Raw genomic sequence first — 13,263 nt, 5'->3', positions numbered from 1 at the left:
TCCTCCATGTACTCGGCGACTTCCTCGAAGGACTCCATGTAGTGGCAGTCGCCGTCGATGACGTGGTACTGCTCAAGGTCGTTCTGTCTCCGCTGGTTCTGCTGTGAAGACATCTCGCGTCGAGGTAGATCATTATTCCCGATAAAACCCCGAACTACTGTAAAATATCGCCGCGATCGGTGACTTAATATTGTAAAACGCGCACCGCACTTTTGACTACATCAAAACACCGCTCACGGGGAGTCGTGCTCGAGTACTCGGCGGTGTATTACACAGGTACCAATGTAATAGGATTCGTGCGAATCGCCCGCACGATGGTAGTTTATCCGTCCTACCGATGAACGCGCGGTCGAGGATTTTGAAGCAATCAAATTAATTTCGGTCGGTCGAGTGAAGGTCGACTTCGATGGCATTTGCGACCCGCATGACCTCCTCTGGAAGCTCTCTGCGAAATCGATCACCGTTCCAGTTGCTTGCGGATCCGGAGAGGCTAATCGCTCCGACGATTTTATCATCCTCGTACTGAACCGGCGCACCAATCGCACGAATCCCTTGCATGTGTTCTTGGTCGTTGAACGCGAATCCCCGTTCTCGAATCGTCTCTAGTTCCTCGGCGAGTTCGTCTTCGTCCGTGATCGTAGCCGGAGTGAAATCCGTGAGTCCGTGCTCTTGAATGATTTCCTGACGGTGATCGACGGACAGATGTGCGAGAATCGCCTTTCCGGCAGCGGTACAGTGAAACGATTTCTGGGGCTGTTCTAGCTTCTGTGAGTGGAAGGTCGTCCCGATCGCTTTCTTACCGTAGACTTCTTGGACTACCAACAGCTGATTTCGATGCTCGGTCATCAGGTGGGTACAGGCACCCGTTTGATGGGCTAACCTGTGAATTTTCTCAGTGGTCGCCTCGTAGAGGGGGCTCTGATGTCGGACGTGTTCCCCGTGGGGAAGCAGTTCCAGTCCGAGTTGGTATTTTCCATCTCGTTTCGTGACGAACCCTCTCGATTCGAGCGTGGCAAGGTAGGTGTGGGTCGTCCCTGGACTGAGATCGATAGCGGACGCTAATTCTGAAACCGATAACCGATTTTCTTCGCGAAGTTGGGCGAGGATATCGCACACTCGGTCGGCCGACCGAATCCGCCGCGAGCCAGTTTCCGGAGCCATACCATCTTCTTACCGGTCACCCACCAAGATCGTTTTGATACTGTGAAAACTAAGCGGTCGCCCCCCGTGCCCGCTTTGAAACCTCTTTTCGTCGACTCGGGGTTGCTCGTTTGGCCGCTATTCGTTTCGACCCGTCACTCGAGTACGTATCCTTTCACATGTGAGCACGGTGTACTCGACAGATCGCGGCCCGTGTCCAGAAGATTGTTCACTTCGGACGAGCCGGGAAACGACCCGTTTTCTCCTCGATTGACAGCATTTGTACCGAGGGTTAGACTCTCCTGACTCACGACTAATAATAACATAATTGTCAATAGCGGGGAGTGATAGAATTGTATTATAATCACAATTTATCTGCGCTGGATCGATCCGAACGTCCCCTGTAATCAGATGTGACTGGCGTCCCGTTGACTCGAACCCTCATTAGCCGTGAGAACCGTTCTACCTGCCGATTCACCTCTCGTTGACAACGGCGATACTGACCGCCTGTTCTCGAGGATGTCGTTCGAGCGAGTGTTGAATTCGAGTAAAACGGCCGGGACGTGCTCTGGATACTCGAATTGTGGATCAATCGGTCGTATAATCTGTGATTCGGAGTGGTCACGCGTCTATAATATAATGCATAATACATACAATAATGTGGCTCGATAGGGACATAGTTATAATACAAAATACAAATTTGCTTTTTGCTGGATTATCTGCGCTCCTGGATGACACCATTCAGTTTGGCTCGATCGACACGAACGGCCAATCACTCGGTCGCATCAAACATCGCAGGCGTCTGTCTCCCTTGTTGATGCCATCCGCCTTAGAACCTCCAACTTTAAGGGCCAGTCGTTCGGCTTACTCGCTCCCTCCGATCGTCCCGTCGTACAGGCTCGTCGAACTCGAGGAACGACTACCGACACCGCTGTGGATACGGAAGGCAGTTCCTTCGGCGTCTTGTGAAATCCTTGTCCTACGTCGAAAGAAGATATGGCTTCGGTAAATCCTGTGCGTCTGATCCGAGAGCGCCAGATTCCCAAATTGAACGTTTCAGTAGAGACTACTCTGAGTATAAGCATATACTGCAGGTGCGTAGCGACTATCGATGATTCGAGAGGCATACCAGACCGTAAACCGAGCTCGAAAACTCATCCGGGAAGAGCGTCAATCCGGTCCCGCATTCGATATGTCGCCCCGTGACCGGCTTCGGTACTACAAGCGTGGGTTTTTGAGTAAATCCGGTGTTCTTTACGACTTCGAGACCCACGATCCCAGCACCTATCTCAGCGACTACCAGCGGTTCATTCGGTCGAGCCGCATCAACGGCCACTGGAACGCTCTCATCGATAACAAGCTCGCGTTTCATCGGGTCCTCGGCGAGTTTCCCTCACATCGACCGTCGGTATACGGACTGCTCAGGGGCGGGGACTTCCATCTCTTCGACCCAGACGACAGGGCAGTTGCGAGCGACGGTGGGAGTGAATTCGAGTCTCAGAACCAGCCCGCTCTCGACGCCTCACAACCGACCATGGATCCACTCGAGTGGTTCGATGCGACGCTCTCGAACGGGGATCAACTCGTGTTGAAGTGGTTCAGTGGTGGTGGCGGAAACAATGTCCACTTTCTCGAACAGCGAGACGGGTCGTACCTGTACGACGGCACAGCGAAAACCGACGCCGAACTCGCTGACGTACTCGGATCTCTCGAGGACTACCTCGTCTGTGAGTTCGTCGAACAAGCCGACTACGCGGACGAACTGTTCTCTGACACAACGAACACGGTTCGAGTCCTCACGATGTACGATGAGCAGGCGCGGGAGCCATTCATTCCCATCGCGATTCACCGGATCGGGAGCAGCGATTCTGCCCCCGTCGACAATTTCTCGAACGGTGGATTGAGCGCCGAAGTCGACCGAGAAACAGGCCAACTCAGCGCCGGCGCTGAATATCCGTACGATGGTACCGTTGATTGGCACGAGACACACCCTGAAACCGGCGCTCGAATCGAAGGCACAGCGATTCCCGGGTGGAAGGCGATTCGCGAGCGACTGCTCGAGGTCGCCGGTACGCTTTCACACCTGTCATACGTCGGCTGGGACCTTGTTGTGACCAGCACGGGCGAGTTCAAGATCATAGAGGCCAACAGCTATCCGGGTGTGGCCTCGCTTCAGGTGCATCGTCCCCTGTTAGCAGAGAGTCGGACACGGCGCTTCTATCGGCGCCACCACGTCGTCTGATAGAGAGGAATACACCATGGGTGTGGTCGATCGCAATTTTTTCTCGATCGCACGGTTTAGGGCAGTCCGTCAGTTAACCGCTCGGCATCCGGCGGTGCGTGTCTGCAGCAAACGTCCGCGTCGTGTCGTCGCTCGAGTTCTTTGAGTCGGGTAAGGCTATCGTGCCAGTGGCGCTGGCTCCAGAGCCTTGCGCTGTAATTGCACGAAGCATGTCAATCCAGCTGTAGACCGATATGAAGGGTGCTTTGGGTGTTATACGAAATCGTGTACTCGTCGGATGTACGAAATATGTGACGAGAGGGAACCACTTCTGGTACGACGGATGTCGGTTTCTGGACGTGTGACTGCGGCTGTGAATGTCGTAAGTGTTCGCGGATACCGGTGCAAGTGAGTGCGCCGGTGTTATCGCGTCCTCCGGGTCAGTGGCTCTCGAGGATCTGGACTCGGGAACCGCTCCTCCCGCTCGAAGATGATCTGAAAGGCGAGATTGGGAACGTAACCGGACGGCGGCACCCATCAGGTGTTCGCCGTCTAACTTCATGCGACCGGCTATCAACTGGAGAATCAAAACAATTCTTTGCTCTTTCGCCGTCGAACGCTCTTATAAGCTTGTCGTCAATATCTATATAAGATATTTGATTTTTACCACAACCCGCCCGAGGCGAAGCCGAAGTGGGTTGCGGTCGACGAGACCGTTGTCAAAAATGGCGAATGGTATTGTCTATATACTGCAATAAATATCGATACAAAGTTGATTCCCGATGCCGAATTGTTTGGACGGCATAGTAGTGATCCGGCTGGTACATTTCTCTATCGACTCACGGAAAAGCACGACCTTTTCAGCCGCTGTATTTCTCGTTGATGGATACGGCTATCGGACTTTCATCGCTCGGTTAGAGCCGATCGATTGGCTCGACTCTGTCGAGCGGAACATGAAGAAGCGTGGTTTCACACCTTCAAATATGAGTCGACCGCTTCAACGCTTCCTGGGTCGCCAGTCAGTCGAGTGTCTGCAAATGGTTCATAAAATCCGTACAATACTATAACTTCCAACGACCCCATCAAGCGCTCGATGGACGACACCGGTAGAGGAGGTTACTAACTAAACAGTGCCGTCTCTCACCTGTTCTCAGTGTACTTCACCTGTTCCTGGTGGGAAGCTCCGAAGTGAGTACGAACGCCGCTTGATGTCGAACCTTTTTATTATCGGTTTCCTGACGCGCTCAAAGCCACCCTCCGAGTCGGTCTGGACAACTGGACCCGACTCGAGGAAGGAGATGTCGCTAACTGATCGGTTCAGATTCTCACTTCCAAGTCCCTGCGTCGTTCCAGCGCTATCGAGACGACCACCCGTCGAAATCATCGAACGGAACCGCCCACGGCAGACGGCGAGTCTAGCTGTCGACTCGTTACTCGAGGTCGAATCGATCGAGGGACATCACTTTGTGCCACGCGTCGACGAAGTCTTCGACGAACTGCTCCTCGGCGTCGTCGGCGAAATAGACGTCTGCGGTGGCCCGAAGCCGGGCATTCGAGCCGAAGATCAGGTCGAGGCGCGTGGCTTCCCACTCGAGGTCGCCCGTCTCGCGGTCGCGGACTTCGAAGATTTCACGGTCCTCGTCGACGGGCTCCCACTCGTAGCCCATATCGAGCAGGTTCGCGAAGAAGTCGTTCGTCAGCGTGCCCGGCTCATCCGTGAAGACGCCGTGAGAGGTGTCTTGGTAGGTCGCACCGAGCGTGCGCATCCCGCCGACGAGCACCGTCAGTTCCGGAACGGACAGGTTCAGTAGCTCCGCCTTGTCGATCATCCGCTCTTCGGGGTAGTCGTAGAGGTCGTCGTACTCACCACCGAGGTAGTTCCGGAACGCGTCGACCTTCGGTTCGAGCACCTCGAACGATTCGACGTCGGTCTGCTCCTGGGTCGCGTCCGTGCGACCGGGTTCGAACGGCACCGTCACGTCGTAGCCGGCGGCGGCCGCGGCCTCCTCGACGGCCGCGTTCCCGCCGAGCACGATGAGGTCTGCAAGTGAGATTCGTACGTTGTCGGTGCGGGAGCCGTTGAAGTCCTCCTTGATGGCCTCGAGGGTCTCGAGCACCGTCTCGAGTTCGTCGGGCTCGTTTACGTCCCAGCTGCGCTGTGGTTCGAGACGGATGCGCGCACCGTTCGCGCCGCCGCGCTTGTCGCTGTCGCGGTACGTCGACGCCGACGCCCACGCGGTTTTGACCAGCTGGGAGCGCGTGAGATCCGCGGAGCGGAGTTCCTCCTCGAGTTCTGCGATCTCTTCGTCGCCGACGAACTCGTACTCGGCGTCCGGAACGGGGTCTTGCCAGGTGAACCTCTCGTCGGGGACCTCCGGACCGAGGTACCGCTCGGGCGGTCCCATGTCGCGATGGAGAAGCTTGTACCACGCCCGCGAAAACGCCTCCTGGAACTCGTCGGGGTTCTCCTGAAAGCGCTCTAAGATTTCACGGTAGTCGTCGTCGTGTTTCAGCGCGACGTCGGTCGTCAGCATCATCGGCTGTTCGGTCTCCGAGGAGTCCTGTGCGCCGGGTGCGTCGTCGATATCTTCGCCGACCGGCCGCCACTGCCAAGCGCCGCCGGGTCCCTTGACGGAGGTCCAGTCGTGCTCTAACAGGTTGTCGACGTATCCCGTGTCCCACTGGGTCGGTGTATCGTTCCAGGGGCCTTCGATGCCGCTGGTGATCATCCCGGGTATCTCGTCGAAGTCGTGATCCCAGCCGAGTCCCTGCTCCTCGATCGGTGCCGCTTCGGGTTCGGGGCCGAGGTGCTCGTCGGGTTCGTCCGCGCCGTGGACCTTCCCGAAGGTGTGGCCGCCGGCGATGAGCGCGACGGTCTCGTCGTCGTCCATCGCCATTCGGCTGAACTCCTCGCGAATGTTCTTCGCCGACCCTTCGACGTCCGGTTCGCCGTACGGTCCCTCGGGATTCACGTAAATGAGTCCCATCACGGTATTGCCGAGCGGATCTTTGAGAGTGCCGACCTCGCCGTCAGCAAACCGCTCGGGGGAGGTCGTCTCCCACTCCGTCTCGGGACCCCACTCGACGGCCTCGTTGGACTTGAACGCGTCCTCGCGCCCGCCGGCGAAGCCGTACGTCTCGAAGCCCATCGACTCGAGTGCGACGTTCCCAGCGAGCACGATCAGGTCGCCCCACGAGAGCTTCTTGCCGTACTTCTTTTTGACCGGCTGGAGCAGCCGGCGGGCCTTGTCGAGGTTCACGTTGTCCGGCCAACTGCTCTCCGGCGGGAGGCGCTGGAGGCCGCCGGACGCACCGGCACGGCCGTCGGCGGTCCGGTACGTCCCGGCGCTGTGCCAGGCCATTCGGATGAAAAACGGCCCGTAGTGGCCGTAGTCGGCCGGCCACCACTCCTGGGAGTCCGTCATCACGTCCTCGATGTCCGACTTCACTTCCTCGAGGTCGAGTTGCTCGAACTCCTCGGCGTAGTCGAAGTCCGCACCGTACGGATTCGTCTCCGCAGTGTTGTCGTCGAGGATGTCCAGTCGCAACAGGTCTGGCCACCACTCCTGATTGGACCACGTCATATCTATACAGCGGTGAGTTTTCCTCTTAAGATTGTCCATAGCGGGTAACCCTACGTCGGGGATGACTCTTTTCCGACGCTGTTTCGTAGAATACCACAATAGCGCGATGTTTGTTTTTCCGCTCGAGGACGGGTTCGGCGACGAAGCCACCGTCCCCGTTCTCGTCTCGGCGACCGTTGACTCGATGGTGAGCCACCGAATATCTATGTACCGCCGTCCTACATCGATATCTTTGACAGTGCTCGGCTGATGGCAGTGGCGTCGCCAGTACCTGGTTACACCGTTGTTGCCTGAGCTATATACGGGTCTGGAACGAACGAGGTACCGTAATGGAACTGCAACCCCCGACGGAGATCGTCCCCGATATCACTGGCGACGTGGGGCCGTCCGTGACTGGTTCGTTCGTCGTCCGCGGAGTCGGCGTCGTCGGGACCGACGCCGAAACGGTGCGAGATGCCGCTGAGAACCGTACAGAACTCGCCAACGCTGTATCGCCCTCTCGAGTCGACCCGACCGACCGGATCGTACAGGCGACTGTCGGCCGATCGGAGGGAGCCTCCCGGCACGGGAGACAACAGATGACGCCCTCGCCTTCCGCGTCGACCCCAGCACTATGAAAGACTCATCGAATGCGGAGACGCTTCCTCAGGAGACACGTATCGGACGAACGGCGCTGCGCGTCGACGACCGCAGCGAGCTGACCGAGTTCTATCGAACCGTCGTCGGCCTCGACGTGCTCGACGAATCCGAGACCCGTTCGGTTCTCGGCGTTGCTGACACACCGCTGCTCGTCCTAGAGGGGGGCACAGACGCGCCCGCCCGAAAGCGATCAAGCGCCGGACTCTATCACACAGCCTTCAGAGTTCCCTCGCGGGCGGCACTCGGTGACGCACTGGCCCGGATCCGAGAGCATTCCCGGCTCACCGGCGCATCCGATCACTGGGTTAGCGAAGCGCTGTACCTGACAGATCCGGAGGGGAACGGGATCGAGATCTATCGTGACCTCCCGCGCGAGGAGTGGCCCCGCAGCGACGACGGCCGCGTTCGGATCGGCACCGAACCGCTGGATCTCGACACCATCGAAGCCGCTGGCACGGGTGACGCTCAGGCAACTCCTGAGACGGATATCGGTCACATTCATCTCGAGGTCTCATCGCTCGACGCGTTTAGAGACTTCTACGTGGAGACTGTGGGATTCGACGTGCAAACGACCGTCCCCGCCGCGGCCTTCGTGTCGGCAGGGGGGTATCACCACCACATCGGCGCGAACACTTGGCAACAACGGACAACACCCGTCGGCGGCCGAGGACTGTCGTGGTTCGAGGTGATAATTCCGGAGCGGGAGGCGCTCACCACCGTTCGATCGCGATTGGGAGACCGTGGAATACCGGTAACCGAGACGGATGGCGATCTCGTGGTTCACGATCCCGACGAGACCGACCCGGAAACTATCGCTCATACTCGATTGCACGTACGGCCACGGGCGTATAGAAGATTTGGACATCGGCGATACTGTCGAAGCGGGCTACTACGGAAACCCATGACGGAACCTGTCGCCGCTCCCCGTCTCGACTCCGAATCCTCTCCGTCCAGTCCGAGTTCGTCGTCTCACTCCTCGCTCGACATGTTCGTGCGATACGTATCGCGGAGGATGCCGGCGTCGTTCACCGCCCCGCCGATCCGGCCGACTTCGAGAGGGTATCCTCGAGCAGCGTCTCCGTGTACTCGAGGCTCGTCACGTCGGCGACGTGGGCCATCGCCTCGCCGCAGGCCGCGCTGATCTCTTTGGCGGTCACTTCGGCGGGTTCGGACGCTTCCGTCGCTCTCGAGAGACGTTCCGAGGTCTGTAACGACGACCGTCGCACCGTTCGTGTCGAGTTCGATCGCCGTCGCTCGGCCGAGGTCACCGCCGCCGGCGACGATATACACCGTTTCGTCGCGAAGTTTACTCGAGGACGGATACTCTCCGCGTTAACTCCGATCGAACCCCGTTTCGTGACGAAGGGAGATCCGCGAGAAAGCCATCGCGTCGAGCGGCGGTCGATCGTTCGATGAGAGGGCTCTGGTGAATCGCTGGACAGCGTCGTCTTCGACCGTCAGAACTAGGAGTGTGAAGCGGGAAATCGCCGATGCTCTATGTCGAAGATCTCCCGCTTCACGAGCAAAGTCGTTCAGTTAGCTAAAAACGCTGTTGGTGGTCGAGGTCGAGATCGAAATAGCCATAATAAATCAATTATATTTGACCTATTTAGAACTCTCCTATAACAACAATATGGTTGTTTTCGCTATTTCAGATACTGATTCAGTTTCCCGCGCCAGTCACTCGCGTCTCGAGCGCCTCGAGATGGCCGAAACTATAACGCCCTCTCGCTCGAGAGAGGGTCGTGTGACACTTTCGGCTTCGTCGGCGATAGGCCCCGATCTCCTCCGGTTGGTCGCCGTCCCGATTTTCGCGTGGGTCGCCTACCGCGATCTCAAAACGCGGCGCGTCTCGAGTACCGTCTGGATTCCGCTGTCTGCACTCGGTGCGGCCCTGCTCGTCTGGGAGGGGTGGCTCGCCTGGACGGCCGGTTCGACCGTCTGGTTTCTGGACTTTCTCCTGCCGGCGGCGGTGAGCCTCGCGTCGTCGTCCCGCTCGCGTACCTGTTCTGGTGGTTCGGCGGCTTCGGCGGTGCGGACGCCAAAGCGTTGATGACCATCGCGTTGCTCTTCCCGACGTTCCCGCGATACGTCGTCGGTTCGGTCCCGTTCCCGGCGTCGACGACGCCCGTCGGCGCGTTCTCCTTTACGATCCTCACGAACGCCGTGTTGATCGGCGTTGCGATTCCGATCGCACTCGCCGTCCGGAACGGCCTCGCCGGTCGTATCGCGCCGGTGATGTTCGTCGGCTGGCCGATCGCCTGGGAGCGAGCGACCGAAACCCACGGCACGCTCCTCGAGTCGCCGAGCGTGCTCAGCCGCCGCGGGCTCGACCTGGACGCGTTGCGCATGTACCTCCGGTGGCGGGGCTGTTCGCTCGCAGACGTTCGGAACGATCCCGAGCAGTACCGCCGTCCCGAGTCGCTGCCCGACGACCCGAACCGGCCGACCGACGGGGCCGTCGGCGCCGCCGTTCGAACCGACGGCGGAGAATCCCTCGAGTCGCCCCCCGGCGAGTCGGGACAGTCCGACTCGAGCGAGAACCAGTTACAGGAACCCGCGAAACCGGAACGGCCGACGGACGACGAAGAATTGTCGTTTGTCGACGAATCGTCCGCGAACGAATCCGAGCCGGCGATCGACGACCCGTGGGGTGCCGAAGCGTTCCTCGAGGACATCGATCACACGGCCTACGGAACCTCGGCCGACGAATTACGCTCGGGACTCGAGACCCTGACGGAAGAAGAGACGGTCTGGATCTCGCCGGGGACGCCGTTTCTGGTGCCGGTGTTCGTCGGACTGGTGATCGCGCTGGTCTACGGCGACCTGCTCTTTGGCCTGTTCGTCTAGGATCGACGTTTCTCGGATTGTCTCGGGTCGTTCGATCGGTAGCCGGGGGGTCGATCGATTTTTCGCGGAAACGATTCAGCTCGTGCGCTCGTACAACGGGACCAGCACCGTCCAGAGGACGACGATGGCCGCGCCGCCGGCGATGATCCCGAGCCACAACTCCCCGATGCCGGCTGGCGGTCCTCGCGTGATCGCGAGCGCGATTCCGCCGAGCAATAGGAGACAACCCAGAAGCGTCGCCACCTCGAGCGCCGCCGCGACGGGGTGTTGTCGTGCCAGCGCAGCCAATCTGGTAAATCCGCGTGCCGGACTCATACTTCTGGCTCACACTCGAGCGGCAAAACGCTCACGGCAGTTCGGGGTCGACGGACCGCAGTTCGGGCGACTCCGCGAGCTTACGATCCGATATCGCCTCGAGCGAACAGCACGCTCGCGAGGAACACGAGCACCGCCGTCGCGGCCAGTAAGACCACCGCTCCGTGCCAGTCGTAAGCGCCGTCGACGAGGATCGCGGTCGGATCGTAGTAGTGAGTTGCGTACTGTTTACATCCCACAGGTGATAAATTCCGCCGACGAACGGATCGCTCGAGGTAGACGTTCGCGTTCGAGGTCGCGGGCCCAGGACTGCTGTTCGTTCAGACTGTGACTGATTCAGGCTCGAGACTCGATCGTCTCGGCGATCTCGTCTAATTCCCCGTCCGAAAGGTCGGGTCTGTCGCCCGCGACGGCGTGGATCGGGCCGCCGCCGTCGCCCTCGAACCGGGGGACGATGTGGCAGTGGACGTGCGGGACTTCCTGGCCGGCCGCCTCGCCGTTGTTGAACGCGACCGTGCTCGCGTCGGCGTCGACGCTGTCCTCGACGATCGGGACCAGCTCGTGGATCACCGCGTAGAGATCGGATGCGACGTCGTCGGGAACGTCGTTCAACTGCTCGTACTCCTCTTTGGGAATCACGAGGGTGTGTCCGGGCGCGAGCGGATTCGCGTCGAGGAAGGCAACTGTCGTCTCGTCCTCGTAGACGATTCGTGCGGGAATGTCGCCGTCGACGATCTGACTGAAGATGGTTCCCATACGCCAGTCTGTGTCGCCTTGTCCTAAGAAGGTTACCCGGTCCGGGTCGTCGGTTTGGTTGGGCGCTTGAGTGGCCCTCGGTCGGCCACGTCGAATGACGTCTGCCACGGCTCACTCGAGACGATGTGGATCGTCCGGCGGCACCCCGATAGTAGTGGTGACCCCACCGAACAGCTATGAAGATATGAAGGGCGAGACGTTTTACCGACGGTCGTTGCAAGTCCGGTATGGGAAACGACGACGAACCCGAGACCGAAGCGGAATCGGCGGACGACGAGACGGAACGCGAAGGTGAGCGAGTGATGGACCGGTCGGACGGTGCGGAGATCCTCCGCGAAGTCGCCGACGGCGTGGAGAACGGGACGATTGACATCGAGGGAGACGACGGTTTCACGGTCGCGGTTCCGGAGCGCTTCGAACTGGAAGTCGAGTACGAGGTCACCGACGACGAGGCCGAGTTCGAAGTCGAACTCGAGTGGCGGATGGAAGACGGCGAACCGGTATCGCCGGACGAATAACGCGATTGACGGCTGACGGAGTCCAGCGGCTACGAACCCGCGAAACACGGCCGGTGGCGAGAACCGATTTCTCGAAAGGTAGTTTAGCACCGATAAAGCGGACGGGACACGGAGCGCTGTTCGGTTCCCATCGGTAGCGAGCGTGTCTCTCACAGCACCACGGGCAAAAAAGGGTGTCAGTGTCGGACTCAGCTTCGACGGTCTGGTGCTCGAGCACCCCTCAGAGATTGGGCGAGCCGACCTGACAGCCACACGGCGAGCAGACGTGCTCGGTCGGCCCGCGGCTCGTGACTCGAGTAACCGGCGTATCACACCGCGGACAGCGCGGCAGAAACGACGGTTCGCGCTCGTCTGGCTCCGACGGTTGCTCGCTCATAGACACCTCACGCGCAGCTTCTTGGGCGCGCCGGCCAGTTGATAGCGGTACGGCTGTCGTGCGAGACGTTTATATCTCGGTAGAACGAACGTAAACATGGTTTCAACCCTTTCCGGGTTAGAAACCGCGCCTCGGATGTCTTCACCATCCGGGGCATTTCAGCGCATGCCCCTCGCGACTGGTAGACGCGCGGTTTCTATCTTGTTTGTTGTCGGGTAGTCACTTATACTATTGGGATTCCGACGGGCAGAAACAGTCGAGGCTAACTTCGGTGTATCGGTTTTACTCGAAACGCAGCCTGAATCTATCGAGTCGCTATTCTGCGTAATTCGTGTCGCATGTGGGTTCGATCAGTAACTCGCCTTCGTGTGTCTGATAGACGCTAATACCGCCGGCCGATTTCTTCCCCTGTTCCTCGCAGTTCGTCTCCGGCCAGGAGTGCTCTGTCGGGTTCCCGTCGTCTACTGTCACGGAGAGCGTCGTCGGACTCCCGGTAAACGGTTCGGTGTCCTCCTCGGACTGTTCGCCCGCTACATCGAATTCCCGTCGATAGAGCACGTTTTCGCTGTCGTTTGTAACCGTCACAGAGAACGTATGCGCCAGATCTTCTCTGTTATAAACTTCCACTTCGTGCGCGAGTTCTTTTGAAAATACGCCTGTACACCCAGCAAGCGCAATAGCCGAGCCTGCTCCACTTGTTATGAGAAGTTCTCGACACTCCGGACTTTTCTTTTATTTAGCAAGCCAATAGTGGTTCCTTCTACGGACAGAAACACATCTAAGTTGCAAATTACTGTACAAATCGCTAGCTCATTCAGTCTAGAATGTATACGTATAACACAAGGGCAATTTGGGAAGTGCTTC

At 58.8% G+C, this 13,263-nt stretch carries 11 protein-coding genes and 3 pseudogenes; 6 read left to right on the top strand and 8 right to left on the bottom strand.

The genetic code is table 11. The features are described from left to right. Positions 1-372: 372 nt before the first annotated feature. A complete protein-coding gene (locus EL22_RS00255; RefSeq protein ID WP_050049614.1) occupies positions 373-1,161 on the bottom strand; it encodes an IclR family transcriptional regulator in 789 nt (262 codons plus the stop codon). 1,213 nt (positions 1,162-2,374) lie between these two features. Between EL22_RS00255 and EL22_RS00250 the strand changes: the two genes are divergently transcribed. After that, entirely contained in the window at positions 2,375-3,382 is a 1,008-nt protein-coding gene (locus tag EL22_RS00250; protein ID WP_231587841.1) for a sugar-transfer associated ATP-grasp domain-containing protein, read from the top strand. Positions 3,383-3,870: 488 nt separating this feature from the next. Next, positions 3,871-4,488 (top strand): annotated as a pseudogene (locus tag EL22_RS15730) (IS6 family transposase); the annotation flags it as partial. 303 nt (positions 4,489-4,791) lie between these two features. On the opposite strand, the gene katG reads toward EL22_RS15730, so the two are convergent. Further along, entirely contained in the window at positions 4,792-6,945 is a 2,154-nt protein-coding gene (gene katG, locus EL22_RS00245; protein WP_050049612.1) for a catalase/peroxidase HPI, read from the bottom strand. 329 nt (positions 6,946-7,274) lie between these two features. Here katG and EL22_RS00240 point away from each other — a divergent pair, with 329 nt between their 5' ends. Both EL22_RS00240 and EL22_RS19220 read left to right on the top strand, forming a co-directional pair. Further along, positions 7,275-7,562 (top strand): hypothetical protein, encoded by a 288-nt coding sequence (locus tag EL22_RS00240; RefSeq protein ID WP_050049611.1) that lies wholly within the window; start codon positions 7,275-7,277, stop codon positions 7,560-7,562. Continuing rightward, positions 7,559-8,386, top strand: a pseudogene (locus EL22_RS19220) (VOC family protein); the annotation flags it as partial. The gene EL22_RS00240 and the pseudogene EL22_RS19220, both read left to right, overlap by 4 nt. Positions 8,387-8,609: 223 nt before the next feature. On the opposite strand, the gene EL22_RS17795 reads toward EL22_RS19220, so the two are convergent. Continuing rightward, on the bottom strand, positions 8,610-8,810 hold the full coding sequence (locus EL22_RS17795) for a hypothetical protein (protein WP_197075804.1): 201 nt from the start codon (positions 8,808-8,810) through the stop codon (positions 8,610-8,612). Positions 8,811-9,331: 521 nt separating this feature from the next. Between EL22_RS17795 and EL22_RS00225 the strand changes: the two are divergent. Beyond that, positions 9,332-10,434, top strand: a pseudogene (locus tag EL22_RS00225) (A24 family peptidase C-terminal domain-containing protein). Positions 10,435-10,509: 75 nt separating this feature from the next. On the opposite strand, the gene EL22_RS00220 reads toward EL22_RS00225, so the two are convergent. From EL22_RS00220 to EL22_RS00215, 3 genes are all read right to left on the bottom strand, one after another. Next, complete coding sequence (locus EL22_RS00220; RefSeq protein ID WP_050049609.1) at positions 10,510-10,749, bottom strand: hypothetical protein; 240 nt, start codon at positions 10,747-10,749, stop codon at positions 10,510-10,512. A gap of 80 nt (positions 10,750-10,829) precedes the next feature. Beyond that, complete coding sequence (locus EL22_RS16935) at positions 10,830-10,988, bottom strand: hypothetical protein (RefSeq protein ID WP_197075803.1); 159 nt, start codon at positions 10,986-10,988, stop codon at positions 10,830-10,832. Positions 10,989-11,085: 97 nt separating this feature from the next. Further along, complete coding sequence (locus EL22_RS00215; RefSeq protein WP_050049608.1) at positions 11,086-11,505, bottom strand: HIT family protein; 420 nt, start codon at positions 11,503-11,505, stop codon at positions 11,086-11,088. 227 nt (positions 11,506-11,732) lie between these two features. On the opposite strand from EL22_RS00215, the gene EL22_RS00210 reads away from it, so the two are divergent. Beyond that, on the top strand, positions 11,733-12,023 hold the full coding sequence (locus EL22_RS00210) for an amphi-Trp domain-containing protein (RefSeq protein WP_050049607.1): 291 nt from the start codon (positions 11,733-11,735) through the stop codon (positions 12,021-12,023). Between the two features lie 220 nt (positions 12,024-12,243). Here the strand turns inward: EL22_RS00210 and EL22_RS17790 are convergent, their stop codons facing one another. Together EL22_RS17790 and EL22_RS00205 are read right to left on the bottom strand one after the other, a co-directional pair. Then, on the bottom strand, positions 12,244-12,399 hold the full coding sequence (locus EL22_RS17790; protein WP_197075802.1) for a hypothetical protein: 156 nt from the start codon (positions 12,397-12,399) through the stop codon (positions 12,244-12,246). Between the two features lie 315 nt (positions 12,400-12,714). Continuing rightward, the gene (locus EL22_RS00205) at positions 12,715-12,984 is read right to left on the bottom strand and encodes a hypothetical protein (protein ID WP_197075801.1); all 270 of its coding nucleotides are present in this window, start codon (positions 12,982-12,984) and stop codon (positions 12,715-12,717) included. Between the last annotated feature and the right edge of the window lie 279 nt (positions 12,985-13,263).

It is taken from the genome of Halostagnicola sp. A56 (assembly GCF_000691505.1).
In the GTDB taxonomy this organism is placed as follows: Archaea; Halobacteriota; Halobacteria; order Halobacteriales; family Natrialbaceae; genus Halostagnicola.
The sequence above is the reverse complement of the archived record's forward strand: the minus strand, read 5'-3'. Positions and strand labels throughout refer to the sequence as shown.

Excerpts from the sequence above, each read along its gene's own strand:
- EL22_RS00255 (WP_050049614.1), bottom strand. The coding sequence starts at position 1,161 with ATGGCTCCGGAAACTGGCTCGCGGCGGATTCGGTCGGCCGACCGAGTG.
- katG (WP_050049612.1), bottom strand. The coding sequence starts at position 6,945 with ATGACGTGGTCCAATCAGGAGTGGTGGCCAGACCTGTTGCGACTGGAC.
- EL22_RS00240 (WP_050049611.1), top strand. The coding sequence starts at position 7,275 with ATGGAACTGCAACCCCCGACGGAGATCGTCCCCGATATCACTGGCGAC.
- EL22_RS00220 (WP_050049609.1), bottom strand. The coding sequence starts at position 10,749 with ATGAGTCCGGCACGCGGATTTACCAGATTGGCTGCGCTGGCACGACAA.
- EL22_RS00215 (WP_050049608.1), bottom strand. The coding sequence starts at position 11,505 with ATGGGAACCATCTTCAGTCAGATCGTCGACGGCGACATTCCCGCACGA.
- EL22_RS00210 (WP_050049607.1), top strand. The coding sequence starts at position 11,733 with ATGGGAAACGACGACGAACCCGAGACCGAAGCGGAATCGGCGGACGAC.
- EL22_RS17790 (WP_197075802.1), bottom strand. The coding sequence starts at position 12,399 with ATGAGCGAGCAACCGTCGGAGCCAGACGAGCGCGAACCGTCGTTTCTG.